We start from the raw sequence: 22,944 nt of genomic DNA, 5'->3' as shown, positions 1-22,944 counted from the left end.
CGAAGCCCGCCGGGCATTTGCCAAGACGGTGTCGAGGACGATAAGTTCTCCGCTCCTGCAAAGCTTCGGTAAGAAAGCCCTTATGACCTCTGCATCGATGCCCGGCGCAATCGCCGGATTGCGCGTGATCGATCTCACTCGCGTGCTCGGCGGCCCCTATTGCACCCAAATCCTCGCCGACCACGGCGCCAACGTCATCAAGGTCGAACCTCCGGCCGGCGACGAAGTGCGCGACTGGGGCCCTCCCTTCCATGACGAGGACGCGGCGTATTTTCTCGGCGTGAATCGCAACAAGCGTTCCATCGGTCTCGATCTCGCCTCACCCGGCGGGCGCGAGGTGCTGTTGAAGATGCTCGAAGACGCCGACGTGCTGATCGAGAACTTCAAACCCGGCACGCTCGACAAATGGGGCCTCTCCAACGAGGTGATTCGCGAGAAGTTTCCGCGGCTGGTGCATTGCCGGATTTCGGGCTTCGGCGCCGACGGCCCGCGCGGCGGCAATCCCGGTTATGACGCCATCATCCAGGCGATGACCGGCATGATCGCTGCGACCGGCTCGCCGGAGACCGGCCCGGTGCGAATCGGTGTGCCGCTGGTCGACATCACCACCGGCCTGTATGCGACCATCGGTATCCTGATGGCGCTGGCGGAGCGCGAACGCTCCGGCAAGGGCCAGTTCGTGGAGACCACGCTGTACGAAACCGGTCTCGCGATCATGCATCCGCATACCGCGAACTACTTCCTGCATGGCAAGCCGCCGGCGCTGACCGGTAACGAGCACCCAAATCTGGTGCCGTATTCCACCTTCAACGCCCGCGACGGCCAGATCTTCACCGGCGTCGGCAATGACGGCACCTTCCGTAAGCTGTGCAAGGAGATCGGCAAGCCGGAACTCGGCACCGATCCGCGCTTCGCGCGCAACAAGGACCGCATCGCCAACCGCGCCGCTCTCCGCGCCGAACTCGAAGCGGTGTTCAGCCAGCACGACGCGGTGCCGCTGTGCGACCGGCTGCTCAATGCGGGCCTCCCGGCCGGCCCGGTGCAGACGATCGACAAGGCGCTGACCAGCCCCCACACCGCCTACCGCGGCGATGTGATCGAGAAGGACTGGTACAAGGGCGTAGCCTCACCGATCAGGTTCGAGCGCACCAAGGCGAGCCTGCGCGGCCTGCCGCCGAAATTCAGCCAACACGCCAGCGAAGTGTTGGGCGAGTTCGGCTATTCGGCGGACGATATCTCCAAGCTGGTCGCCGAGGGCATCGTCAGCGGCCCAGAGCGCAAGCGCTGATCACAGCGGCGCCGGCAGCTATGCCGGCGTCGCTCGTCGTGGTCGTCGCCGCTAACCAGCAGTAATTACCGCAGCGCAGCGGCGTGCTGCGTTGCGTCACAAGCTTTTCCGGCGGCCGCGATGCCGCCGCTTCCCTACCCGGCAGGGCCTCGCTTATACGGTCATGTGTCTGTCATCGCACGCTGCTACGCGCGCCCACCACGACAGGACGTGCCCAACCGGGAGGTTTTCATGGCATTTCGATCCTTTGGCCTGACTGCGGCCGCCGCGACGGCGATCGCCGCAACGCTGGCGATGGCTGCGCCGGCGTATGCGGTCACCGAAATTCAGTGGTGGCACGCGATGACCGGTGGCAACAACGACGTCATCGTCAAGTTGGCCAACGAGTTCAATGCCGCGCAGGGCGACTACAAGGTGGTGCCGACCTACAAGGGTGGCTACGCCGATACCATGAACGCCGGCATCGCGGCGTTCCGCGCCGGCAACGCGCCGCACATCCTCCAGGTGTTCGAAGTCGGCACCGCCACCATGATGGCGGCGACTGGCGCGGTAAAGCCGGTCTACAAATTGATGCAGGAGACCGGCGAGCCGTTCGACCCCAAGGCCTATCTGCCGGCGATCACCGGCTATTACTCGACCTCCAAGGGCGAGATGCTGTCGTTCCCGTTCAACTCGTCGTCGATGGTGATGTGGGTCAATCTCGACGCGCTGAAGAAGGCCGACATCGCCGAGATCCCGAAGACCTGGCCCGAGGTGTTCGAAGACGCCAAGAAGCTGAAGGCGGCCGGCTACGCCACCTGCGGTTTCTCCACCGCCTGGGTCACCTGGGCCAATCTCGAGCAGCTCTCGGCCTGGCACAACGTGCCGCTGGCCAGCAAAGCCAATGGTCTCGACGGCTTCGACACCAAGCTCGAATTCAACGGTCCGGTTCAGGTCAAGCACCTGCAGAAGCTGATCGAGCTGCAGAAGGACAAGACCTACGACTATTCCGGCCGCACCAACACCGGCGAAGGCCGCTTCACCTCGGGTGAATGCCCGCTGTTCCTGACCTCGTCGGGCTTCTTCGGCAACGTCAAGTCGCAAGCCAAGTTCAACTGGACCAACGCGCCTATGCCCTACTATCCGGACGTCAAGGGTGCGCCGCAGAATTCGATCATCGGCGGCGCTTCGCTGTGGGTGATGGGCGGCAAGAATGCCGCCGAGTACAAGGGCGTCGCCAAGTTCCTGGCGTTCCTGTCCGACACCGATCGTCAGGTCGCGATCCACAAGGCCTCGGGCTATCTGCCGATCACCAAGGCAGCCTATGAGAAGGCCAAGGCCGACGGCTTCTACAAGGAGCAGCCGTACCTGGAGACGCCGATCAAGGAGCTGACCAACAAGCCGCCGACCGAGAATTCGCGCGGTCTGCGGCTCGGCAATATGGTGCAGCTCCGCGACGTCTGGGCGGAAGAAATCGAGCAAGCGCTGGCCGGCAAGAAGACCGCCCAGGAAGCCCTCGACGCCGCTGTGACGCGCGGCAACACGATGCTGCGGCAGTTCGAGAAGACGGCGGTGAAGTGAGCCGACGCTCCAGGCCGTCATGCCCCGCGAAGGCGGGGCACCCAGTATTCCAGAGCGTCGCGGCAAGATCGCGGGCTTTCGGAGTACTGGGTCGCCCGGCCAAGCCGGGCGATGACGGCGGAGTGCTTGTTGAGGCCGCCGGCCACAGGTAAGCAAACCGCACGATGCTCAAGCACGCCGTCTTCCAGTCGAAGTTCCTGCCCTATCTGCTGGTGCTGCCGCAGCTCGTGGTGGTGCTGGTGTTCTTCTATTGGCCGGCCGTGCAGGCCGTGATCCAATCGTTCCTGCTGCAGGACGCGTTCGGTCTATCGACCGTCTTCGTCTGGTTCGACAATTATCGCGAGCTGCTCGAGCAGCCTGACTACTTCGACGCGATCATCCGCACTTTCGTATTCTCCTTCGCGATTGCGCTGTCGTCGCTGTCGCTGGCACTGCTGCTGGCAGTGATGGCGGACCGGCCGCTGCGCGGCTCGACGTTCTACCGCACCATGCTGATCTGGCCCTACGCGGTGGCGCCGCCGGTGGTCGGTGTGCTGTGGGTGTTCATGCTCAATCCTTCGCTCGGCGTGATTGCCCATGGGCTTCGCGCGCTCGGCGTCGATTGGAATCCGCTGCTCGATGGTGATCAGGCGGCGCTGCTGATCGTGCTCGCGGCGGCCTGGAAGCAGATCTCCTATAACTTCCTGTTCTTCCTGGCCGGACTGCAGGCGATTCCGTCCAGCGTGATCGAGGCGGCCGCGATCGACGGTGCCCGGCCGATGCGCCGGTTCTGGACCATCATCTTCCCGCTGCTGTCGCCGACGATTTTCTTCCTGATGATCGTCAATGTCGTGTACGCCTTCTTCGATACTTTCGGCATCATCGACACCATGACGCGCGGCGGTCCAGCCAAAGCGACCGAGACGCTGGTGTACAAAGTTTATCAGGACGGCCTGCTCGGCTCCAACCTTGGCAGTTCGGCGGCTCAGTCGGTGATCCTGATGGCGATCGTGATTGCACTCACCGCGATCCAGTTCCGCTTCGTCGAGCGCAAGGTGAATTACTGATGGTCGAGCGCCGGAAGTTCGGAAACCTGGTGCCGCACCTGATCCTGTGGATCGGCGTCGCGATCGTTGCCTTCCCGGTCTATCTGGCGTTCGTCGCCTCGACCCAGGACAACGCCACCATCGCCAATGGCCAGATGTCGCTGCTGCCCGGCGGCCATTTCCTGGAAACCTACTACAAGACCATCTTCGTCGGTTCCTCCGGCACCACGCGGGAGCCGGTCGCCAGCATGCTGTTCAACTCGTTCGTGATGGCGATGTCGATCGCGCTTGGCAAGATCGCGATCTCGATCATCTCCGCCTACGCGATCGTGTACTTCCGGTTTCCGTTCCGGATGACGATCTTCTGGATCATCTTCATCACGCTGATGCTGCCGGTCGAGGTCCGGATCTATCCGACCTACAAGATCGCCGCCGACCTTAATCTGCTGGATAGCTACGCCGGGCTGGCGCTGCCGCTGATCGCGTCGGCAACCGCAACGCTGCTGTTCCGGCAGTTCTTCATGACGGTGCCGGACGAGCTGTTGGAAGCGTCGCGGATCGACGGCGCCGGGCCGCTGCGGTTCTTCTGGGATACGCTGCTGCCGCTGTCGCGCACCAATATGGCGGCGCTGTTCGTGATCCTCTTCATCCTCGGCTGGAATCAATATCTCTGGCCGCTGCTGATCACCACGCGTGACGACATGCAGACCATCCAGATCGGCATCCGCAAAATGATTGTCACCTCGGATGCGCTGACCGAATGGCCGATCGTGATGGCGACCGCGGTGCTGGCGATGCTGCCGCCGGTCGCCGTGGTGGTGCTGATGCAGAAGCTGTTCGTGCGCGGACTGGTCGAGACGGAGAAGTAATCGTGGCCGATGTCGTTCTCCGCAATGTCCGCAAGACCTATCCGGGTGGCTTCGAGGCCATCAAGGGTGTCGACTTCGCGGTCGGCGATGGCCAGTTCTGCGTGCTGGTCGGCCCCTCCGGCTGCGGCAAATCCACGCTGCTAAGGATGGTCGCCGGGCTGGAAACGATAACAGTAGGCGAAATCGAGATCGGCGGCCGTGTCGTCAACGACGTCGAGCCGGCCGATCGCGATATCGCGATGGTGTTTCAGAACTACGCGCTCTACCCCCATATGACCGTGTACAACAACATGGCTTACGGGCTCCGCAATCGCGGTATGGCCAAGGCGGAGATCGACGCGCGGGTGCAGGAAGCGGCGCGCATCCTTGAACTCGGTCCGATGCTCACCCGCAAGCCGCGGCAATTGTCCGGCGGCCAGCGCCAACGGGTCGCGATGGGCCGCGCCATCGTGCGGCACCCCAAGGTGTTTCTGTTCGACGAGCCGTTGTCCAATCTTGACGCCAAGCTGCGGGTCGCGATGCGGGTCGAAATCCGCAAGCTACAGCGCCGGCTCGCCACCACGGCGATTTACGTCACCCATGACCAGCTCGAGGCGATGACGCTGGCCGATGTGCTTGTGGTGATGAATGGCGGGCAGGTCGAACAGATCGGTTCGCCGCTGGACGTCTACGCCAAGCCGGCGACGACCTTCGTGGCTTCGTTCATCGGCGCACCGCCGATGAACCTGCTGACCCTGGCACACGATCTGCGGAGCCAGCTCAGTGGCGCGCCGCCCGAGGCGGGCATTCTGGGCGTTCGCCCGGAGGACCTCGTCATCGGCCCAGGGACGGCAGCTCAAGGCGGATTGGCACTCGATATCACCGTCGAGGCGATCGAGCGGGTCGGGCCGGAGACGTTCGTCTATGGGGTCCGGGCCGGGCATGAGGCGCGGCCGGTGGTCGCTGGGAAACCCGGCGAAGGGGCCGGGGGGGATGTCATCGTCCGGATTCCCGGCCAAGTCGCGCCGGCGATCGGCGAGCGCATTACGGTCGCGGCCGCTCCGCACAGCCTGCATCTGTTTTCCGCCGACGGGCGCCGCCGCATTGCCGGCTAGCCGACCGTAAGCTACTGGTGGAATTCGCTGTTCTGGCCTTCTTGAACAGTTCTTTTGCACTGCCCATATTGGTCTGGACTGGACGGCAAGGTGCCGGACGGTCGACGGGGTGCCGCAAGGACCCCCTCAAAGTCGCTTCGAGAGGACTTTGTGATGTCTCGTGTTCCTTCGTTATCTAGTCCCTTCCTGCTGGGATTCGACGAGATCGAGCGTGCGCTCGACCGCGTCGTCAAGGGCGCCGACGGGTACCCCCCGTACAACATCGAACGGTGCGAACGCAGCAACGGCGATCCCGAAAAGCTGCGCATCACACTGGCGGTGGCTGGATTCACCCGCGATCAACTCGATGTCACAGTTGAGGAAAATCAACTGGTGATCCGGGGCCGGCAGCAGGATGACAAAACTCGGCAATACATCCACCGCGGCATTGCCGCACGTCACTTCCAGCGGACTTTCGTGCTGGCCGATGGGATGCAGGTGTTGGGTGCGGACCTGAAGAACGGGTTGTTGTCGATCGACCTGATTCGGCCGGAGCCTGAAAGGGTCATTAAGACAATCGCCATCACCGAACACGAATAATGGAACGAGTAGCGGACTCGACCGCTTAGTCTCCTAGAGGAGTCGAGACCATGACTGAAGCTGGTACTACGCATGGAAATGTGGGCGTCACGCCGGAGGCGTTGGCGCATCTGGGCGAAGGCCACATCGCCTATGTGAAGCAGATCCGCTCCGAAGACGTCCCCGGCCTGTTTCCGCAGGCTCCCGAAATCGCGCCGGGCCTCAAGCTGTTCGCGCTGCATTCGGCCGATGGCACGCCGATCATGCTGACCGACAGCCGCGAAGCAGCGATCGCGAATGCCTGGAGCCAGGAACTGCAGGCCGTCAGCGTTCACTGAGCGCTGACCCAAAAGACGGTTACGCGACGCGGGGTGTCCGGTGACGGACCCCGCGCTGCTGGATCCTAATCAGCGGCACCGAGGCGCCCGCCAGCAGGCAACGTTAGCGCCGTCGCATTGCGTACTATCCCGTATCGATAACGACGCGATCCTGCGCTGACCAACGACGACGCCTTGGCTTGAGGCTGTGGGAAATACCTAGGGCTTCATCGATAACTGATGAGGGGATGGCCTTCCGAATGCACTGAGCCTTCATCCTGAGGAGCCTGGCTAAGCCGGGCATCATCGAAGGAATGACGCCCCCCGCGGCGCATGGTTCGAGACGGCGCTTCGCGTCTCCTCAACATGAAGTGTTGTAGGTGGTGAATTCGTCGGTGCCCTTCGGACTCCATCAGAACAAAACTGCTCCGGCACGACCCGTTCAGCCGCGTGGACGCAACTCATCACGACTGTGGCGAACTCATCAACCTGCGCGATGCGCGGTTTTAATGAGCACGCGTCCCGACGTGTGATCTGGCAGCGAGAGCTGGAGATCTCGGATGGTTCGGCGTGCGCGGGCCGATGCGCGAGGGGCGCTGATGCCCAGCCGGAGGTTGCGTGAGCGGTGTTACGCCGCAGTCGCGGGAGGCAGCGCCAACACCGAGTATATCGCGTGCGCGTCGCGGGAAGCGCGCAGCTTCTTGGCGACGTCCTGGTCGCGCAGCAGGCGGGCGATGCGCGCCAGCGCCTTGAGGTGGTCGGCCCCGGCACCTTCGGGCGCCAGCAGCAGGAAGATCAGGTCGACCGGCTGCCCATCCATCGCTTCGAAATCGATCGGCCGTTCCAGCCGCGCGAACAGCCCAAACAGCTTCTCCAGCTTCGGCAGCTTGCCGTGCGGAATCGCCACCCCATAGCCGACCGCGGTGGTGCCCAGCTTCTCGCGCTGCAGCAGCACTTCGAAGATCGTGCGCTCGTTCTGGCCGGTCAGCTCCGCGGCACGCGCCGCGAGTTCCTGCAGCGCCTGCTTCTTGCTGATCACCTTCAGCGCCGGGATGACGGCCTCGGGCGCGACAAGATCCGTAATCGTCATCAGGCGTTCCGGGGGTGTTGGTGCGGTCCGGGTGAAATAGGACGGCGGTGGGTTGCGTCAAGCGTTCGATCCGAGAAGCGCCGCGCGATTTCCTGATCGCGGCTGAAACGCTTCTGAAATCATGATCCTAACTTAAGTCTAGCATTCTTGCCGGCGGCCGTAAAATGGCGTCGGCAGTCCGCCGAAAAGCGGCGGACCATAGGCAGAGCGTTGCTCGGGCGTCAATGCCTCGCGGAAGTTCCACAAGCGGTGGTTTCCGCGAGACAGTGAGCGCGTCAGTTTGCGCCGTTCAGCACCGGCGGGTCGATCCAGCCGATATTGCCGTCGGCGCGGCGATAAATGATGTTCACGCGGCCCGAGCTGCCGTGCAGGAACACCACCACCGGTGCACCCGTAAGATCGAGCTCGACCACCGCCTCGCTCACCGACAGCCGCTTCATCGCGGTGGTGGCTTCGGCGATGATCACCGGGTTGTAGGCGTCCTCGTGATGCTCTTCGTCGCCGGGCGCTTCGATGACGTAGCTGGCCGCATCGACCGGCGTGCTGAGCTCGGCGAGCACGTTGGCTTCCGCATGAGCCTTGCGGGACGAGCGATCCTTCAGCCGGCTCTTGTAGCGGCGCAGGCGCTTCTCGATCTGCACCAGAGCCTGATCGGCGCTGACATAGGCGTCGGCCGCATTGGACTCGGCTTCAAGGGTGATGCCGGAATCGAGGTGCAGCGCACAATCGGTGCGGAAGCCGAAGCCATCTTTGCTGAGCGTGAAGTGCCCCGAGTAATTCCCATCGAAATACTTGCGCAGCACCTCCTCGGTGCGTTCGCTCACGCGGCTGCGCAGCGCTTCGCCGATGCTGATGCTTTTGCCGGATATCCGGATGGTCATGGCAGTGCCTCGATTCACGTTTGGGGAAGAGACTCTAGTCAGAGCAGGGCGACGCAATCAAGCTGGGGCTGTGTCGCGGGAGCGGCTTGCGGCCCCGGCCTGTGTGCCCAGCATGTTCTGCTTGTCGCGACGGCGCTGCACTGAAGAGGGAATGCGCATCGCTTCGCGATATTTCGCGACGGTGCGGCGCGCGATGTCGATGCCGGCCTCGCGCAGCCGTTCGACGATCGTATCATCCGACAGGATCGCTGACGGATCTTCGCTGTCGATCAGTTGGCGGATCTGGTGCCGCACTGCTTCGGCCGAGTGCGCCTCGCCGCCGTCGGCGGACGCGATCGACGCGGTGAAGAAATACTTAAGTTCGAAGGTGCCGCGATTGGTCGCCATGTATTTGTTGGCGGTGACGCGCGACACCGTCGATTCGTGCATCTGAATCGCGTCGGCCACGGCCTTCAGATTCAGCGGCCGCAGATGCTTGACGCCGTGGGTGAAGAATCCGTCCTGCTGACGCACGATCTCGGTCGCCACCTTGAGAATGGTGCGGGCGCGCTGATCGAGCGCGCGCACCAGCCAGGTGGCGTTCTGCAGGCAGTCGGAGAAGTACGACTTGTCGCCGTCCTTGCGGATCGTCTTCGACAGCTCGGAATAATATGACTGGTTGACCAGCACCTTCGGCAGTGTGTCGCTGTTGAGCTCGACCAGCCAACCGCCGTCGGGGCCGGGACGGACGAAGACGTCGGGCACAACTGTCTGCACCCGCGACGAGCCGAACTTCAGGCCGGGCTTCGGATCGAGATGACGAATCTCGCCGATCATGTCGACGAGGTCTTCGTCGTCGACGCCGCAGATCTTGCGTAATGACGCGACGTCGCGCTTGGCCAGCAAGTCGAGGTGCTCGACCAATGCCTGCATCGCCGGATCGTAGCGGTCGCGTTCGCGCAGTTGGATGGCGAGGCATTCGCTCAGGTTGCGGGCGCAGATACCGGGCGGATCGAAGGTCTGCAGCACCTGCACCAGCGCTTCCACTTCGGCCTGGCTCGCGCCCAGCCGTTCGGCGGCATCGCCGAGATCGGCCGGCAGATAGCCGGCATCATCGACCAGATCTATCAGGTATTGTCCGATCAGCCGCTGCGATGGCGTCGTTACCGCGACCGCGAGTTGTTCGGCGAGATGGTCGGCCAGCGACGATTCAGCGGCCACGAAGGCTTCGAGATTGTAGCCCTCATCCGATGAAGCCCCGCCGCCCCATTCGGTATAGGAGGCCGGTGCGGCGTCCTGCGCGGCGCGGGCCGCGGCTTCGGCTGGCTCTTCAGGGAAAACGTTTTCCATACCGGTATCGAGGGTCTGCTCGATATCGCTGCGGCTGCCGAGATCGCGATGCATCCATTCTTCGGTGCCGGGCTCGAATGCGCTGGCGCCTGCGGGATCGACGAAATCCGACGTGCCCTCGCCGCCGAGATCCTCGCCGCCGCTCCCGCCGAATTCACCGCCGCCCTCTGCGCCTTCCGCCGATGCCTCACCGGCCACCGGCGGTTCCGCATTGTCGCCGGCGCGATCGAGCAACGGGTTCTTCTCGATCTCGTCCTCGACGAAAGCCGCGAGGTCGAGATTCGACAGCTGAAGCAGCTTGATCGCCTGCATCAGTTGCGGGGTCATCACCAGAGACTGGGTCTGGCGGAATTCGAGACGTTGCGACAGCGCCATGGTGGCCAGGAAACGGTAGTTGGTCCGTTTCTTGCTTACGCCTTTCCAGAGCGGTTGTACACGCCTTGACGGATGGGAAATTTGGAGTAGAGGCGGACGCCCTTAGGGCGAGAGGTCTTTGCGGTGTCTCGGTAGTGCTGATCGCACCTCACGACCAGACCGGCGACGGTAATCATGGACCCGACGGCCTTAAATCGCAACCAGCTTCACAGCCGGAATTCCTCGCCAAGGTAAAGCCGGCGCACGTCCGGGTCGTTGACGATCTCTTCGGGCGTGCCCTCGGTCAGGATCTCGCCCGCATAGACGATGTAGGCACGATCGGTCAGGCCCAGCGTTTCGCGGACGTTGTGATCGGTGATCAGCACGCCGATGCCGCGATTGGTCAGATGCCGCACTAGGTCCTGAATGTCGCCGACCGCGATCGGGTCGATACCGGCGAACGGCTCGTCGAGCAGCATGTAGTTCGGGCGGCTGGCGAGCGCGCGGGCGATTTCGACGCGGCGACGCTCACCGCCCGACAGTGCGATCGACGGCGACTTGCGCAAGCGTTCGATGTTGAATTCCTGCAGCAGATTGTCGAGCTGGGCTTCGCGCTTGCGCTTGTCCGGTTCGACCGCTTCCAGCACCGCGCGGATGTTCTGCTCGACGGTGAGGCCGCGGAAGATCGAGGCTTCCTGCGGCAGGTAACCGATACCGAGGCGGGCACGCTGATACATAGGCAGCTTGGTGACGTCGTGGCCGTCGAGTTCGATCGCCCCGTTATCGGCCTTGATCAAGCCGGTGATCATGTAGAACACGGTGGTTTTGCCGGCGCCGTTGGGGCCGAGCAGCCCCACCGCTTCGCCGCGGCGAACATAGATGCTGACACCGCGTACGATCTTGCGGGTGCCGAAACTCTTCTCGACGCTGTGCACCGCCAAGTAACTGGATGCCGGCACGGCTTGTGGCGCTGCTGGTTGCACGGCGGCGGCGGCGCGGCGCGGCGGCGCAGGCGCGGCCGGTTGTCGCTGCGGCGTCGCATAGGCGTCGCCGCGGGCGATCGGCGGTGCGTCGCGCACGGGCGTGGTGAGCAGATCGCCGACCTCGTTGCCGTAGCCGGTGATATCGTTCCGCGCGCCGCCAAACCCGGGAGCTTTCGGGCCGCGCCGACGGAACATGCCGCGAAGATCCACCATGCGCTACCGAACCTGTTCCGTGACGCGCGTCGCCGCGTAATTCGCGGCGCTGCCGCTGTTATATGCGGCGACCGCGTGGTTCAAGATTCGCGGTGCTCGCTGGTGATCCAGTACGCTCACTTCGGCTTACCGGAGCTGGTCGGCGGTCCGAGCGGCAGTGGTCCGCCGCCATTCGCGCCCGAGGATTGAAACAGGCCCTGCACCCGGCCGCTGTCAGATTCCACCCGTGACACGCCGGTGGTCATGTCGACCAGAAGCCGGTCGCCGCGCACCACATTGCGGGCCTGGGTCAGCACCACGTTGCCGGTCATCGTCACCAAATTGGTCTTGGTCTCGAATACCGCCTTGTCGCCGGTGACGACCTGATCCTTTTGGGTCACGACGACATGGCCCTTGGCTTCGAGCCGCCGGATCGACGACGCGCCATCCGGGCCCGGCGCGGCCGCCGGCATCGGCTTGCCCTTGACGCCCTTCGCCGGCGCCTGATCCTGATCGTAGAACACCACTAGCGTCTGCGACGTCATGGTCGTGTCGCCCTGCACCACTTTGACGTTGCCGGTGAAGGTCGCTTCCTTGTTCTTGTCGCGCACTTCCAGGGTATCGGATTCGATCTGGATCGGCTTGTCGCGGTTCTGCGAGAAGCCCTGCATCGCGTTCGGCACGCCCTGCACAGCGCTCTGCGCCGTCGCCGGCACCGTGCCGCCAACGTACAGAGCAACCAGCGCTGCACTGGCGAGCGCGACCGGGCCACGAAGCCGGCGAAACCAAACGGCAATGGGCATTGTCGAGATCACCTCGCGACGGCTCGCTGGCCGGAATTGGGGGCCGCCCGCGGCTTGGTCGGGGCGGGCGGCGGCGCAGGCTGCGCGGCGGGAGGCGGTTCTCCGAGTGAGGCGTTGTCGATGTTCATCACCACACCGCCCTCGAACCGGATCAGGTCGCCCTTTTCGGTGATGCGCATCCGCTGGCCGCGCAGAGTGCCGCCGTCCCATTTGACGTCAACCGGCGAGTCGGAGGTGACGGTGCCTTTGCCCATGTCGATGTCGGCCTGCGTCATCCAGGCCTCGGTACCGGTCGAATTGTGCAGGTAGACGTCCTTGTTCAGCTTCAGAAGCTGCGCCTTGGTCTCGAACTGGCCCTCGCGCGACTCGATGATGACGGTGGACTGGTCCTCCGACTGCACCTTGGCGCGCAGTGTGTGCAGATCGACGTGATCCTGGCTGGTCAGATCCTGGGTGGCGGTGCGGGCCCACATCTCGTAGGGGCGGCCGTCATTGGTGAAGCCGGCCAGATGCGGGGATTCCATCGTGATCTTGGTGCCCGAGACCACCAGGTCGCCGACGTCGATCGGCAATTTCGACAGATAACGGAACGGGTTGAAGATCGAGATCGCGATGATCACCGCCATCGACAGCACTACGACCAGCGGCACGGCGAGCCGCAGCGTGCGCACCAAACGGCTGTGGCGCGCCGCTGCCGCGAAGCGCGCCTCCATTCCGGTCTGATAGGACGACAACTGAACCGCCGTCACCGCTGCTCCCGAGCTTGTCTTGCGCTTGTTACGGAGCCGTGCGCTCCGTCCTCCGGAGCGCCGCTTCGAGCGCGGTCTCCAGTCTGCAATACATCCTTAAGCTTATCTTAATCACCCCGGCAGGGGAGGGCCATCGCGGGCCCCGGCCCATCAGGCCGAGGAGTTTGACCGAAACGCGGCGCGAGCTGCCGCTCGGGCGCCGGAACCGCCGGACGGGCCGCTCGACCGTTCACGAATGAGCGAAAATGTCCTCTTCGCTCCAGCCGTCGAGGTCGAGCCGGGCGCGGATGGGCAGGAAGCCGAAGCAGGCGGCGGCGAGATCGGTGCGATTCTCCCGCGCCAGCATGGTGTCGAGCTTGTCGCGCAGCGCGTGCAGGTGCAGCACGTCGGAGGCGGCGTAAGCGAGTTGCGCGTCGCTCAGGGAATCGGCGCCCCAGTCGCTGGACTGCTGCTGCTTCGACAGATCAATCCCGAGCAGTTCGCGCACCAGGTCCTTCAGGCCATGACGGTCGGTGTAGGTGCGGGTCAGGCGCGAGGCGATCTTGGTGCAGTACACCGGCTGCGGCATCACGCCGAACGCCTTGTACAGCGCCGCCAGATCGAATCGGGCGAAGTGGAAGATCTTCACCACGGCCGGATCGCCGAGCAGCTTCTTCAGATTCGGCGCATCGGTCGCACCCTGCGGGATCTGCACCACGTCGGCGCTGCCGTCGCCGTTCGACAATTGCACCACGCACAGCCGGTCGCGATGGGGATGCAGCCCCATCGTCTCGGTGTCGATCGCCACTGAATGCGTATAGCGGGAAAGATCCGGCAGGTCGCCGCGATGCAGGCGGATCGTCATGTGTCGCAAACCTTTGGGCCATGGAGGAGAGCGCCGAACGCCCCGAATCGGCAGCCCAACCTATCGCCCCGATCCGCGCGACGCGAGGGCGGCGCCACCCTGCGGTGGACGTCTCGATCCGATGTCGATGTGAAGAGATGCCGATGCGAGAAGAAGGGCGTGGGCAATGGTGCCCAGGAGAGGACTCGAACCTCCACGGTGTTACCCACTGGTACCTGAAACCAGCGCGTCTACCAATTCCGCCACCTGGGCCCGGGGCGCTTGATAGGGAGGCGTTACGGAAAAGTCAAATGCCTTCCGCCAACCAAATCCGCTGTACACCGGAAGGTTGATGGCGTAACGCGAAACCGCCAGAATGTCCGCGAATTCCCGGACGTCTAAAGACGCTCCTCCGCGATCAGGATCAGCCCGCATGACTTCGAATATCGACACGCTCGTCACGGTTTTCGGTGGCTCCGGCTTCCTCGGCCGGCACGTCGTCAGCGCGCTGGCGCGGCGCGACTATCGGATTCGGGTCGCGGTCCGTCGTCCGGAGCTTGCTGGGCATCTGCAGCCGCTCGGCCGTGTCGGGCAGATCCACGCCGTGCAGGCGAATCTGCGCTACCCCGAATCGGTCGCGGCGGCGATGCGCGGCTCGCACGTGGCGATCAACCTGGTCGGCATTCTCGCCGAGGGCGGCGCGCAGAAATTCGACGCGGTGCAGGGCAGTGGTGCTGCCACTGTGGCGCAGGCGGCGGCTTCAGTGGGTGCCCGTATGGTGCACGTCTCGGCGATCGGCGCCGATGCGAATTCGCCGGCCCGCTACGCACGCAGCAAGGCCGCCGGCGAACAGGCGGTGCTTGCCGCGGTGCCGCAGGCCACCATCTTCCGTCCCTCGGTGGTGTTCGGCCCGGAAGACCAGTTCACCAACCGCTTCGCCATGCTGGCGCGGATGTCGCCGGTGCTGCCGCTGGTCGGCGCCGACACCAAGCTGCAGCCGGTCTATGTCGGCGATGTCGCGACGGCGATTGCCGATGCGGTCGATGGTCTCGCCAAGCCTGGCGCGACCTACGAACTCGGCGGTCCGGAAGAGCTGACGATGCGTGAAATCATGCGCATCATTCTGCAGACCACCGATCGCAATCCGCTATTGGTGCCGCTGCCGTTCGGTCTCGCCAGCCTGCAGGCGATGCTGCTGCAGTTTGCGCCGGGCGCGTTCAAGCTGACGCCGGATCAGGTGCGGATGCTCGAGGTCGACAACGTGGTGTCGGAAGCTGCCAAGTCGGCCGGGCTGACGCTGCAGGGCCTCGGCATCCAGCCCGATTCGCTGCAGGCGATCGTGCCGTCCTATCTGTGGCGGTTCCGCAAGACCGGCCAGTTCGCGCGCAAGACCGCGTAAGCGAACCGCAGCGGCGTCCCTTAAGGACGCCGCGTTCCGAGAGAAGTCGTTACAGTCCCAGCGCCAGCGCGATCAGGCCGAGCGTGCCGACGATCACGCGCCACCACGCGAACAGCTCGAAGCCGTGGCGGGTGACGTAGGTGAGGAAGGTCTTCACCACGATGATCGCGGTGATGAACGACACCACGAAGCCGATCGCCACGATGATCAGGTTGTCGGCGGTCATGTCGGCGTGGTTCTTGTAGAGATCGTACACGAACGCGCCTAGCATCGTCGGGATCGCCAGGAAGAACGAGAATTCGGCTGCCGAGCGCTTGTCGGTGCCGAGCAACATCGCCGCCACGATGCTGGCGCCGGAGCGCGACACGCCCGGGATCATCGCGGTGCACTGCGCGCAGCCGATATAGAAATAGGTCAGCAGCGGGAACGCGGTGGCGTCGTGATAGCGCGGCTTCAGGTCGAGCTGGTCGACCCACAGTAGGATCGCGCCGCCGACGATCAGCGAAAAGCACACCACCCACGGATTGAACAGGTAGTGCTTGATATAGCCGCCGAACGCCGCGCCGATCACCGCTGCCGGGAGAAACGCCACCAGCACCCCGATGACGAAACGGCGGGCGTTGGCATCGGTGAACATTCCGAGCGCGATTCGCCACAATTTCACGAAATACAGCGCCAGAATTGCCAGGATTGCTCCGAGCTGGATCAGCACTGCGAAGCTTTTCCAGAAGTTGCCTTCGCCGAGATTGAAGAACCGCTCCGCCAGCAGCAGGTGGCCGGTTGAAGAGACCGGCAGGAATTCAGTGACACCCTCGACGATGCCGAGAATGACGGCTCTGATGATATCGATGAGCATGGAATTGTCCGCTGCAAGGGATCGGGCGCCCGCGAGGCCGGACCTTGTCGCCTATTCCCTAAGGGGTCGCAACGTCAAAAATGCGCCTTTCGGTGCCTTGCGTCCGCGTCGCATGAGACTAGTTTGGCCGCCTCCCGAAGAGCCTTTTCGATGCGATCCGCCACGGTTTGTTAAGCTCTTCGAAACTATCTAGGTCAGCATGTACACCCTATTCCACCACCCGTTCTGCCCGCTGTCGCGGTTCATCCGCCTTGCGCTCGGCGAACACGGTCTCGATCTCAGGTTGGTGGAGGAGCGGTCCTGGGAACGGCGAACGGCCTTCCTGGCGCTCAACCCGGCGGGAACCACGCCGGTCCTGGTTGCAGAAGGGCGCCCCCCGATTCCCGGCGCCGGTGTGATCGTCGAGTTCCTCGACGAAGTGCACGGCGTCGAAATGGGTGACCGGCGGCTGCTGCCGCAGTCCACCGCCGAGCGCATCGAGGTGCGGCGGCTGCTATCGTGGTTCAACGACAAGTTCTTTGAAGAAGCTTCCGGCCCGCTGATGACCGAGCGCATCTACAAGCGCTTCATGAGCGAGGAGGACGGCGGCGGCCCGCCGGCGATGGATGTGATTCGTGCCGCCAACGCCAATGTGCGCTACCATCTCGCCTATATCGGCTGGCTGGCGCGCACCCGGAACTTTCTCGCCGGCGATCGCATGACCTATGCGGATCTCGCCGCCGCGGCGCACCTGTCGGCGATCGACTATCTGGGCGACGTGCCATGGATCGAGGACGAGGCGGCAAAGGCCTGGTACGCGCGGATCAAATCGCGCCCCTCGTTCCGTCCGCTGCTGAGCGAATGGCTCGCGGGCGTACCGGCGTCGCGGACCTACGTGGACCTGGATTTCTGACCATCGCCGGTGGTCAGTCCGCATCGGCCGAACCCGGCGATGCGTTGAAGGCGCGGCTCGCCGAACAGGCACGCGCTCTCGGCTTTGATGCCTTCGGAATCTGCGCTCCCGACTCCATTCCCGAAGCGCCGGCGCGGCTGCGCGCGTTTCTCGACGCCGGTTATCACGGCGAGATGGCTTGGCTCGCCGATCGTCCCGAGCGTCGCTCCGATCCGCGTGTGATGTGGAGCGAGGTCCAAAGCGTCATCCTGCTCGGCTTCAACTATGGCCCGGACGCCGATCCGCGCGCCGTGCTGACTCAGAAGGATCGCGGTGCCATCTCCGTCTATGCGCAGGGCGACGATTATCACGACGTCATCAAGGCCCGGCTGAAGCAGTTCGCGCGCTGGCTGGTGGCGACCGGCGGCGGTGACGTGAAGGTGTTCATCGACACTGCGGCAGTAATGGAGAAGCCGCTTGCCCAGGCCGCCGGTCTCGGCTGGCAGGGCCGGCACACCAATCTGGTGTCGAAAGGCCGCGGCTCCTGGATGTTTCTGGGGGCTGTTTTCACCACGCTCGATCTGCCGCGGGACGCAGCCGAGGGCGATCACTGCGGCTCGTGCCGCGCCTGCCTCGACGCCTGCCCGACCGCCGCGTTTCCGGCGCCGTACCAGCTCGATGCCCGGCGCTGCATCTCGTATCTGACGATCGAGCACAAAGGCCCGATCCCGCGGGAGTTTCGCGCGCGCCTCGGCAACCGGATTTACGGCTGTGACGATTGTCTTGCCGCCTGCCCGTGGAACAAGTTTGCCCAGGCGGGGCGCGAGGCAAAGCTGGCCGCGCGCGATGCTCTGCGGGCACCGGCGCTCGGCGAACTGGTGCGGCTCGACGATCCGTCGTTTCGGGCCCTGTTCACCAAGTCGCCGGTGAAGCGTATCGGGCGCGACCGCTTCATCCGCAACGTGCTGATCGCGATCGGCAATTCGGGCGATGGCGAGTTGGCTTCGGAGGCCGAGCGGATGCTGGCCGATCCGAGCCCGACGATCCGCGGCGCCGCGGTCTGGGCGCTGGCGCAATTGCTGCCGCCGGAGCGCGTCGCGACACTGAAGGCGGTGCATCTCGCCGCCGAAGTCGATGACGGCGTGCGGGCGGAGTGGGGCGGGGTCGCTGCTGAGTAGGGCGCCCCCCCCCCCCCAATCAATCGTCATCCCTCGCGAAGGCGAGGGATCCTGTATCCCAGTGCGCCGATGACCCGATCTCTCTGGAACACTGGTTCGCCCGCCTGCGCGGGCGATGACGATTTATGATGCGGCTGGGCGACGCCGGGCGAGCCCTGCGGGTCAGCCCAGCTCCTCGACCGCGGCCAGCATGCGGGCGATGTCCTGTGGGCGGCTGAGGCGGTGATCGCCGTCCTGAATCATCGTCAGGACCACGTCGTCGGTCGGCAGGCGCTCAGCCAGCTCGAAGGCGTGGCGCCACGGCACGTCTTCGTCCTGTTTGCCTTGCAGAATGCGGACCGGACAGCCGACCTCGATCATACCGCCGAGCACGAGGTGATTGCGGCCGTCTTCGATCAGCGCCTTGGTGATCGGGTAGGGCTCGCCGTACTCCGAGGGGCGGCGCCAGACGCCCTTGGTCTCGATCTCGGCGCGGATTTCGGGGGAGAACCCCTTCCACATCAGCGCTTCGGTAAAATCCGGCGCCGGCGCGATCAGCACCAATCCGGCCAGCTTGGCGGCCGCGTCGCCGCCGCGGCGGCGCAGGGCGCGGGCCAGCAGCAGTGCCATCCAGCCGCCCATCGACGAGCCGACCACGATTTGTGGACCGCGAGCGTAGGCGTCGAACACCGCGAGGCTCTCTTCCAGCCAGCGGCCAATGGTGCCGTCGGCGAAGCTGCCGGAGGATTCGCCATGGCCGGAATAGTCGAACCGGACGCAGGCCCGGCCGCGCGCCTCGGCCCATTGGTCGAGCGCGGTCGCCTTGGTGCCGGTCATGTCGGAGTTGAAGCCGCCGAGCCAGAACAGGCCGGGGGATGCGCCCGGTCGGGCGCGGACCGCGATCCGCCGCGCTGTGGCGCCGTCGCCGACGGTGACGAAATCCGGGGCCGGTTCGGGTGACTTTGTCATGGATCAACAACCTCGTTGCCGGGTTGGTTTGCAGTACCGCGTGAGGCGCCGTCAATGCCGGCGCCTCACGCGGCGGCGTGTGGTGCCAAGGTGCTGCACGGCGAGGGCCGGCCTTCGTTTATGCGGAAGTCGGCTTGCCGGTCGGCGGTTCTTCCGTCACACTGCGCGCGGATCAGAAGGGCATTGACCCTGGTGTCGACGCGCGGGATGGTTTTGCGTCCGGTCGTGCTTCGACCTATATGAAGTGCGGATCCGATCAGCAGCCGTTCTGACGCGATCCATTGTTCGCCGTCAACGTTCACAAGTGTGGAGAAGCACCCATTCGCCGTCCCAACAGAGCGCCGCCCCCCGTAGCCAAGGACGGGCCGCGCACCAACGATGAAATCCGCAATTTCGAGATCCAACTGATCGACCAGACCGGTGTGAACCAGGGCAAGGTCGAGACCATTGTCGCGATCAAAATGGCAATGGATGCAGGCATGGATCTGGTGGAGATTTCGCCGACCTCGTCGCCGCCGGTCTGTAAGATCATGGACTACGGCAAGTACAAGTATTCGGCGCAGAAGAAGGCCGCCGAGGCGCGCAAAAAGCAGAAGATCGTCGAGATCAAGGAGATCAAACTCCGCCCGATGATCGATGACCACGATTACGAAGTGAAGATGAAGGCGATGCAGCGCTTCTTCGAGGAAGGCGACAAGGTCAAGATCACCTTGCGCTATCGGGGACGCGAAATGGCTCACCAGGAGATCGGCACCAAGCTGCTCGAAAAGGTGAAGAACGACGTCGCCGAAATCGCCAAGGTCGAGCAGGATCCCCGCTTCGAAGGCCGTCAGGTCGTGATGGTGCTGGCGCCGCGCTGACGGCGGTCCGGGTTTCGATTTCAGAACGAACGAGGCCCGCCAGCCAATCTGACGGGCCTTTTTCTTTGCGCTTTCTTGGCCGCTGGGTTCGCCCGTCGTTTGGCACGACGCGTCGGCGGTGCTCGATCTTCCGCCTTACACGTTGCCAACCGGCCTCCGCTCTGCCATAAGCGCAGCCTTCATCGCCCGGCTGATCAAGGGCTGCCGTGGCGATGGCCCTGCCGACCTGCCTCGATCTTGAGAATGGTCGTGCAATTTCAACGCTCTAACGAGCATGTCCGCCGCCGCAGAGCGCCCCCGGGGCGCTTTTCGCGCGTGGCAAAGGAGAGCCAAATGCCCAAGTTGAAGACCAAATCGGGCGCCAAAAAGCGCTTCAAAGTGACCGCCACCGGCAAGGTGATGTCCGCCCAGCGTGGCAAGCGCCACGGCATGATCAAGCGTACCAAGAAGCAGATCCGTCAGCTTCGCGGCACCCGCGCGATCTTCAAAACCGACGGCGACAACATCAAGAAGTATTTCTTGCCGAACGCCTGACCGTTCACGCCGCGCCTTGCGCGGCAGCCTCATCGGGCCGCATCGCGGCCGTCCAAACCAAATTCAGATGAAGGAGATCAGTCATGGCTCGCGTTAAACGCGGTGTGACGGCTCACGCCAAGCATAAGAAGGTCTACAAGCTCGCCAAGGGTTATCGCGGTCGTCGTAAGAACACGATCCGCACCGCCAAGGCTGCGGTCGACAAGGCCGGCCAGTACGCGTTCCGGGATCGCAAGCGCAAGAAGCGGACGTTCCGCGCGCTGTGGATCCAGCGCCTCAATGCCGCGGTGCGTCCGTTCGGCATGACCTACAGCGTGTTCATCAACGGCCTGTCGAAGTCCGGCATCGTCGTCGATCGCAAGGTGCTGTCGGATCTTGCGATCAACGAGCCGGCGGCGTTCCAGGCGATCGCCGAGAAGGCCAAGGCTGCGCTCGCAGCCTAAGGTTCATTCGAGGCCGCATCGGCGGCCCCGACGTTCAACGGGTTGACCGTCATCGCCGGGCTTGACCCGGCGATCCATCTTTCGAGAAGCGATGGATGCCCGGGTCAAGCCCGGGCATGACTTCTTGAGGGGAACGGCGGCTCATGTCCAATCTCGAAAACCTGCAATCCCAAATCCTCGCCGACATCGCCGCAGCGGCCGATGAAGCCGCGCTGGAAGCGGTCCGTGTCGGGGCGCTCGGTAAGAAGGGCTCGATCTCGGCACTGCTCGCCACGCTCGGCAAGATGGACCCCGAGCAGCGCAAGACCGAGGGCGCGGCGATCAATCGCGCCAAGGAGGCGGTGACCGACGCGCTGACCGCCCGCCGCGACGTGCTGAAGGCCGCGGCACTCGACGCCAAGCTGGCCGCCGAAACCATCGACGTCACCTTGCCGATGCGCGAGCCCGCCGCCGAGCAGGGCCGGCTGCATCCGCTCAGCCAGGTGTGGGACGAGCTCACAGCGATCTTCGCCGACATGGGCTTCTCGATCGCCGAAGGTCCGGACATCGAGACCGACGACTACAACTTCACCAAGCTCAACTTCCCCGAAGGCCACCCGGCCCGGGAGATGCACGACACCTTCTATTTCAACCCGAAGGAAGACGGCTCGCGCCTCTTGCTCCGCACCCACACCTCGCCGGTGCAGGTGCGAACCATGCTGTCGCAGCGGCCGCCGATCCGGGTGATCTGTCCCGGCCGCACCTATCGCAGCGACTCGGACCAGACCCACACGCCGATGTTCCATCAGGTCGAAGGGCTGGTGATCGACAAGGGCTCGCACCTCGGCCACCTGAAGTGGATCCTGCACGAGTTCTGCAAGGCGTTCTTCGAGGTCGACAACGTCAACATGCGGTTTCGGCCGTCGTTCTTCCCGTTCACCGAGCCGTCGCTGGAAGTCGATATCCAGTGCCGCCGCGGCAAGGACGAGATCAGGTTCGGCGAAGGCGAGGACTGGCTGGAGATTCTCGGCTGCGGCATGGTGCACCCCAACGTGCTCACCGCCTGCGGGCTCGATCCGGACGAGTATCAGGGCTTCGCCTGGGGCATGGGCATCGATCGCATCGCGATGCTGAAATACGGCATGAGCGATCTGCGGCAGTTGTTCGAAGCCGACGTGCGCTGGCTCAATCACTACGGCTTCAAGCCGCTCGACATCCCGACGCTGGCGGGCGGATTGAGTTCGTGAGTCTTGCAGGCGCAGTGTGTGGGGCAAGTGCCCTCACCCCAGCCCTCTCCCGCAAGCGGGAGAGGGGGCAGACTGCGGCTTGCGGGAACTCATTGCCTGAACGCGGGCGTCAGTAATTAAGATGATTAGTTGTCGAGATGATTGAAGACCTCGCAACGCCGCACGGCGAACTCCCTCTCCCGCTTGCGGGAGAGGGTTGGGGTGAGGGCGACGCGGGGACGGAGCTTGCGATGGACGATCCGAAGCAACCGACCTGGAACGTGTCGCCGAGCCAGCGCCGGCATGCGCGCGAGCTGCGAAAGAAGTCGACCGAGGCCGAGCGGCTGATGTGGGGCGAGCTGCGCGACAAGCGTCTCAATGGCGTCTCGTTCAAGCGACAGGTGCCGATCGGGCCGTACATCGCCGACTTCGCCTGCCACGCGAAAAAGCTGGTGGTCGAGCTCGATGGCGGTCGGCATTTTCCCGATGACGGTGAACGCTCCGATGCGGCGCGCACGGCCGCGATCGAGGCCCGCGGGTTTCGGGTGATCCGCTTCAGCAATCATGAAGTCATGACTAATCGAGCAGGGGTGTTGCAGAGCATTGCGGATGTGCTTGCGGCAAGGGCCCTCCCCCCAACCCTCTCCCGCAAGCGGGAGAGGGTGCGCGCCAAGCGCGCGGCGAAGCCTCGCTCTGACGCGGGTGCCGCGAACGACCAGGGCGATGAGTAGATGC

Annotated in this window: 24 protein-coding genes and 1 tRNA gene; 15 read left to right on the top strand and 10 right to left on the bottom strand. The window is 64.2% G+C overall.

The features are described 5' to 3' along the window. The first annotated feature begins 82 nt into the window (after positions 1 to 82). From HZF03_RS00315 to HZF03_RS00285, 7 genes are all read left to right on the top strand, one after another. A complete protein-coding gene (locus tag HZF03_RS00315; RefSeq protein WP_119018853.1) occupies positions 83 to 1,288 on the top strand; it encodes a CaiB/BaiF CoA transferase family protein in 1,206 nt (401 codons plus the stop codon). 231 nt (positions 1,289 to 1,519) lie between these two features. Beyond that, complete coding sequence (gene ugpB, locus HZF03_RS00310; protein WP_011155629.1) at positions 1,520 to 2,848, top strand: sn-glycerol-3-phosphate ABC transporter substrate-binding protein UgpB; 1,329 nt, start codon at positions 1,520 to 1,522, stop codon at positions 2,846 to 2,848. Positions 2,849 to 3,012: 164 nt separating this feature from the next. After that, positions 3,013 to 3,894, top strand: coding sequence for a sn-glycerol-3-phosphate ABC transporter permease UgpA (ugpA, locus tag HZF03_RS00305; RefSeq protein ID WP_011155628.1), 882 nt, complete (start codon positions 3,013 to 3,015; stop codon positions 3,892 to 3,894). Then, positions 3,894 to 4,742, top strand: a complete 849-nt coding sequence (gene ugpE / locus HZF03_RS00300) for a sn-glycerol-3-phosphate ABC transporter permease UgpE (RefSeq protein WP_119018852.1) — start codon at positions 3,894 to 3,896, stop codon at positions 4,740 to 4,742. Before ugpA ends, ugpE begins: the two co-directional genes overlap by 1 nt. A gap of 2 nt (positions 4,743 to 4,744) precedes the next feature. Next, positions 4,745 to 5,836, top strand: coding sequence for a sn-glycerol-3-phosphate import ATP-binding protein UgpC (locus HZF03_RS00295; protein ID WP_119018851.1), 1,092 nt, complete (start codon positions 4,745 to 4,747; stop codon positions 5,834 to 5,836). A gap of 153 nt (positions 5,837 to 5,989) precedes the next feature. Continuing rightward, complete coding sequence (locus tag HZF03_RS00290) at positions 5,990 to 6,415, top strand: Hsp20 family protein (protein ID WP_011155625.1); 426 nt, start codon at positions 5,990 to 5,992, stop codon at positions 6,413 to 6,415. Between the two features lie 50 nt (positions 6,416 to 6,465). Further along, a complete protein-coding gene (locus HZF03_RS00285) occupies positions 6,466 to 6,732 on the top strand; it encodes a BQ00720 family protein (RefSeq protein WP_011155624.1) in 267 nt (88 codons plus the stop codon). Between the two features lie 607 nt (positions 6,733 to 7,339). Here the strand turns inward: HZF03_RS00285 and ptsN are convergent. From ptsN to HZF03_RS00245, 8 genes are all read right to left on the bottom strand, one after another. Continuing rightward, the gene (gene ptsN, locus HZF03_RS00280) at positions 7,340 to 7,801 is read right to left on the bottom strand and encodes a PTS IIA-like nitrogen regulatory protein PtsN (RefSeq protein ID WP_011155623.1); all 462 of its coding nucleotides are present in this window, start codon (positions 7,799 to 7,801) and stop codon (positions 7,340 to 7,342) included. Between the two features lie 275 nt (positions 7,802 to 8,076). After that, positions 8,077 to 8,682 (bottom strand): ribosome hibernation-promoting factor, HPF/YfiA family, encoded by a 606-nt coding sequence (gene hpf / locus HZF03_RS00275; RefSeq protein WP_012493892.1) that lies wholly within the window; start codon positions 8,680 to 8,682, stop codon positions 8,077 to 8,079. A gap of 57 nt (positions 8,683 to 8,739) precedes the next feature. After that, on the bottom strand, positions 8,740 to 10,386 hold the full coding sequence (gene rpoN, locus HZF03_RS00270) for an RNA polymerase factor sigma-54 (protein ID WP_119018850.1): 1,647 nt from the start codon (positions 10,384 to 10,386) through the stop codon (positions 8,740 to 8,742). A gap of 206 nt (positions 10,387 to 10,592) precedes the next feature. After that, positions 10,593 to 11,561 carry an LPS export ABC transporter ATP-binding protein gene (gene lptB, locus HZF03_RS00265; RefSeq protein WP_119018849.1) on the bottom strand — a complete coding sequence of 323 codons (969 nt, stop codon included), beginning with the start codon at positions 11,559 to 11,561 and terminating at the stop codon, positions 10,593 to 10,595. Positions 11,562 to 11,677: 116 nt separating this feature from the next. Continuing rightward, the gene (locus tag HZF03_RS00260; RefSeq protein ID WP_119018848.1) at positions 11,678 to 12,343 is read right to left on the bottom strand and encodes an LptA/OstA family protein; all 666 of its coding nucleotides are present in this window, start codon (positions 12,341 to 12,343) and stop codon (positions 11,678 to 11,680) included. Between the two features lie 8 nt (positions 12,344 to 12,351). After that, positions 12,352 to 13,092 carry an LPS export ABC transporter periplasmic protein LptC gene (gene lptC / locus HZF03_RS00255; RefSeq protein ID WP_012493887.1) on the bottom strand — a complete coding sequence of 247 codons (741 nt, stop codon included), beginning with the start codon at positions 13,090 to 13,092 and terminating at the stop codon, positions 12,352 to 12,354. Positions 13,093 to 13,321: 229 nt separating this feature from the next. Further along, positions 13,322 to 13,936: a ribonuclease D gene (locus tag HZF03_RS00250; RefSeq protein WP_119018847.1), complete on the bottom strand. Its 615-nt coding sequence runs from the start codon at positions 13,934 to 13,936 to the stop codon at positions 13,322 to 13,324. A gap of 167 nt (positions 13,937 to 14,103) precedes the next feature. Continuing rightward, positions 14,104 to 14,188, bottom strand: a tRNA-Leu gene (locus tag HZF03_RS00245). A 160-nt stretch (positions 14,189 to 14,348) separates the two neighbouring features. Between HZF03_RS00245 and HZF03_RS00240 the strand changes: the two genes are divergently transcribed. Further along, positions 14,349 to 15,314 carry a complex I NDUFA9 subunit family protein gene (locus HZF03_RS00240; RefSeq protein WP_011155616.1) on the top strand — a complete coding sequence of 322 codons (966 nt, stop codon included), beginning with the start codon at positions 14,349 to 14,351 and terminating at the stop codon, positions 15,312 to 15,314. A gap of 49 nt (positions 15,315 to 15,363) precedes the next feature. Here the strand turns inward: HZF03_RS00240 and HZF03_RS00235 are convergent, their stop codons facing one another. Continuing rightward, positions 15,364 to 16,170 carry an undecaprenyl-diphosphate phosphatase gene (locus HZF03_RS00235; RefSeq protein WP_011155615.1) on the bottom strand — a complete coding sequence of 269 codons (807 nt, stop codon included), beginning with the start codon at positions 16,168 to 16,170 and terminating at the stop codon, positions 15,364 to 15,366. A 199-nt stretch (positions 16,171 to 16,369) separates the two neighbouring features. Here HZF03_RS00235 and HZF03_RS00230 point away from each other — a divergent pair, with 199 nt between their 5' ends. Both HZF03_RS00230 and queG read left to right on the top strand, forming a co-directional pair. Then, positions 16,370 to 17,062, top strand: a complete 693-nt coding sequence (locus HZF03_RS00230; RefSeq protein WP_011155614.1) for a glutathione S-transferase family protein — start codon at positions 16,370 to 16,372, stop codon at positions 17,060 to 17,062. Then, positions 17,011 to 18,219: a tRNA epoxyqueuosine(34) reductase QueG gene (gene queG, locus HZF03_RS00225; RefSeq protein WP_165858187.1), complete on the top strand. Its 1,209-nt coding sequence runs from the start codon at positions 17,011 to 17,013 to the stop codon at positions 18,217 to 18,219. Before HZF03_RS00230 ends, queG begins: the two co-directional genes overlap by 52 nt. Before the next feature lie 162 nt (positions 18,220 to 18,381). On the opposite strand, the gene HZF03_RS00220 is transcribed toward queG, so the two are convergent. Continuing rightward, positions 18,382 to 19,167, bottom strand: coding sequence for an alpha/beta hydrolase (locus HZF03_RS00220; protein WP_179906234.1), 786 nt, complete (start codon positions 19,165 to 19,167; stop codon positions 18,382 to 18,384). Between the two features lie 320 nt (positions 19,168 to 19,487). On the opposite strand from HZF03_RS00220, the gene infC reads away from it, so the two are divergent. The 5 genes from infC to HZF03_RS00195 all read left to right on the top strand — a co-directional run bounded on the left by infC (position 19,488) and on the right by HZF03_RS00195 (position 22,940). After that, positions 19,488 to 20,027, top strand: a complete 540-nt coding sequence (infC, locus tag HZF03_RS00215; RefSeq protein WP_085977317.1) for a translation initiation factor IF-3 — start codon at positions 19,488 to 19,490, stop codon at positions 20,025 to 20,027. A 333-nt stretch (positions 20,028 to 20,360) separates the two neighbouring features. Next, positions 20,361 to 20,561 (top strand): 50S ribosomal protein L35, encoded by a 201-nt coding sequence (gene rpmI / locus HZF03_RS00210; RefSeq protein WP_011155610.1) that lies wholly within the window; start codon positions 20,361 to 20,363, stop codon positions 20,559 to 20,561. Positions 20,562 to 20,644: 83 nt separating this feature from the next. After that, positions 20,645 to 21,004 (top strand): 50S ribosomal protein L20, encoded by a 360-nt coding sequence (gene rplT / locus HZF03_RS00205; protein WP_011155609.1) that lies wholly within the window; start codon positions 20,645 to 20,647, stop codon positions 21,002 to 21,004. A gap of 143 nt (positions 21,005 to 21,147) precedes the next feature. Next, on the top strand, positions 21,148 to 22,230 hold the full coding sequence (gene pheS / locus HZF03_RS00200) for a phenylalanine--tRNA ligase subunit alpha (RefSeq protein WP_011155608.1): 1,083 nt from the start codon (positions 21,148 to 21,150) through the stop codon (positions 22,228 to 22,230). 230 nt (positions 22,231 to 22,460) lie between these two features. Beyond that, positions 22,461 to 22,940, top strand: coding sequence for an endonuclease domain-containing protein (locus tag HZF03_RS00195; protein WP_179906232.1), 480 nt, complete (start codon positions 22,461 to 22,463; stop codon positions 22,938 to 22,940). Positions 22,941 to 22,944 lie beyond the last annotated feature (4 nt).

Origin of the sequence: Rhodopseudomonas palustris, assembly GCF_013415845.1 — a bacterium.
GTDB lineage: Bacteria > Pseudomonadota > Alphaproteobacteria > Rhizobiales > Xanthobacteraceae > Rhodopseudomonas > Rhodopseudomonas palustris_F.
Note: the sequence above shows the minus strand (reverse complement) of the source record. Positions and strands in the feature narration are given on the sequence as shown.

What these genes read in the sequence shown, in the direction of transcription:
- HZF03_RS00315 (WP_119018853.1), top strand. Translation starts at nt 83, where the DNA reads ATGACCTCTGCATCGATGCCCGGCGCAATCGCCGGATTGCGCGTGATC.
- ugpB (WP_011155629.1), top strand. Translation starts at nt 1,520, where the DNA reads ATGGCATTTCGATCCTTTGGCCTGACTGCGGCCGCCGCGACGGCGATC.
- ugpA (WP_011155628.1), top strand. Translation starts at nt 3,013, where the DNA reads ATGCTCAAGCACGCCGTCTTCCAGTCGAAGTTCCTGCCCTATCTGCTG.
- ugpE (WP_119018852.1), top strand. Translation starts at nt 3,894, where the DNA reads ATGGTCGAGCGCCGGAAGTTCGGAAACCTGGTGCCGCACCTGATCCTG.
- HZF03_RS00290 (WP_011155625.1), top strand. Translation starts at nt 5,990, where the DNA reads ATGTCTCGTGTTCCTTCGTTATCTAGTCCCTTCCTGCTGGGATTCGAC.
- HZF03_RS00285 (WP_011155624.1), top strand. Translation starts at nt 6,466, where the DNA reads ATGACTGAAGCTGGTACTACGCATGGAAATGTGGGCGTCACGCCGGAG.
- ptsN (WP_011155623.1), bottom strand. Translation starts at nt 7,801, where the DNA reads ATGACGATTACGGATCTTGTCGCGCCCGAGGCCGTCATCCCGGCGCTG.
- hpf (WP_012493892.1), bottom strand. Translation starts at nt 8,682, where the DNA reads ATGACCATCCGGATATCCGGCAAAAGCATCAGCATCGGCGAAGCGCTG.
- rpoN (WP_119018850.1), bottom strand. Translation starts at nt 10,386, where the DNA reads ATGGCGCTGTCGCAACGTCTCGAATTCCGCCAGACCCAGTCTCTGGTG.
- lptB (WP_119018849.1), bottom strand. Translation starts at nt 11,561, where the DNA reads ATGGTGGATCTTCGCGGCATGTTCCGTCGGCGCGGCCCGAAAGCTCCC.
- HZF03_RS00260 (WP_119018848.1), bottom strand. Translation starts at nt 12,343, where the DNA reads ATGCCCATTGCCGTTTGGTTTCGCCGGCTTCGTGGCCCGGTCGCGCTC.
- HZF03_RS00250 (WP_119018847.1), bottom strand. Translation starts at nt 13,936, where the DNA reads ATGACGATCCGCCTGCATCGCGGCGACCTGCCGGATCTTTCCCGCTAT.
- HZF03_RS00240 (WP_011155616.1), top strand. Translation starts at nt 14,349, where the DNA reads ATGACTTCGAATATCGACACGCTCGTCACGGTTTTCGGTGGCTCCGGC.
- HZF03_RS00235 (WP_011155615.1), bottom strand. Translation starts at nt 16,170, where the DNA reads ATGCTCATCGATATCATCAGAGCCGTCATTCTCGGCATCGTCGAGGGT.
- HZF03_RS00230 (WP_011155614.1), top strand. Translation starts at nt 16,370, where the DNA reads ATGTACACCCTATTCCACCACCCGTTCTGCCCGCTGTCGCGGTTCATC.
- queG (WP_165858187.1), top strand. Translation starts at nt 17,011, where the DNA reads ATGGCTCGCGGGCGTACCGGCGTCGCGGACCTACGTGGACCTGGATTT.
- HZF03_RS00220 (WP_179906234.1), bottom strand. Translation starts at nt 19,167, where the DNA reads ATGACAAAGTCACCCGAACCGGCCCCGGATTTCGTCACCGTCGGCGAC.
- rpmI (WP_011155610.1), top strand. Translation starts at nt 20,361, where the DNA reads ATGCCCAAGTTGAAGACCAAATCGGGCGCCAAAAAGCGCTTCAAAGTG.
- rplT (WP_011155609.1), top strand. Translation starts at nt 20,645, where the DNA reads ATGGCTCGCGTTAAACGCGGTGTGACGGCTCACGCCAAGCATAAGAAG.
- pheS (WP_011155608.1), top strand. Translation starts at nt 21,148, where the DNA reads ATGTCCAATCTCGAAAACCTGCAATCCCAAATCCTCGCCGACATCGCC.
- HZF03_RS00195 (WP_179906232.1), top strand. Translation starts at nt 22,461, where the DNA reads ATGGACGATCCGAAGCAACCGACCTGGAACGTGTCGCCGAGCCAGCGC.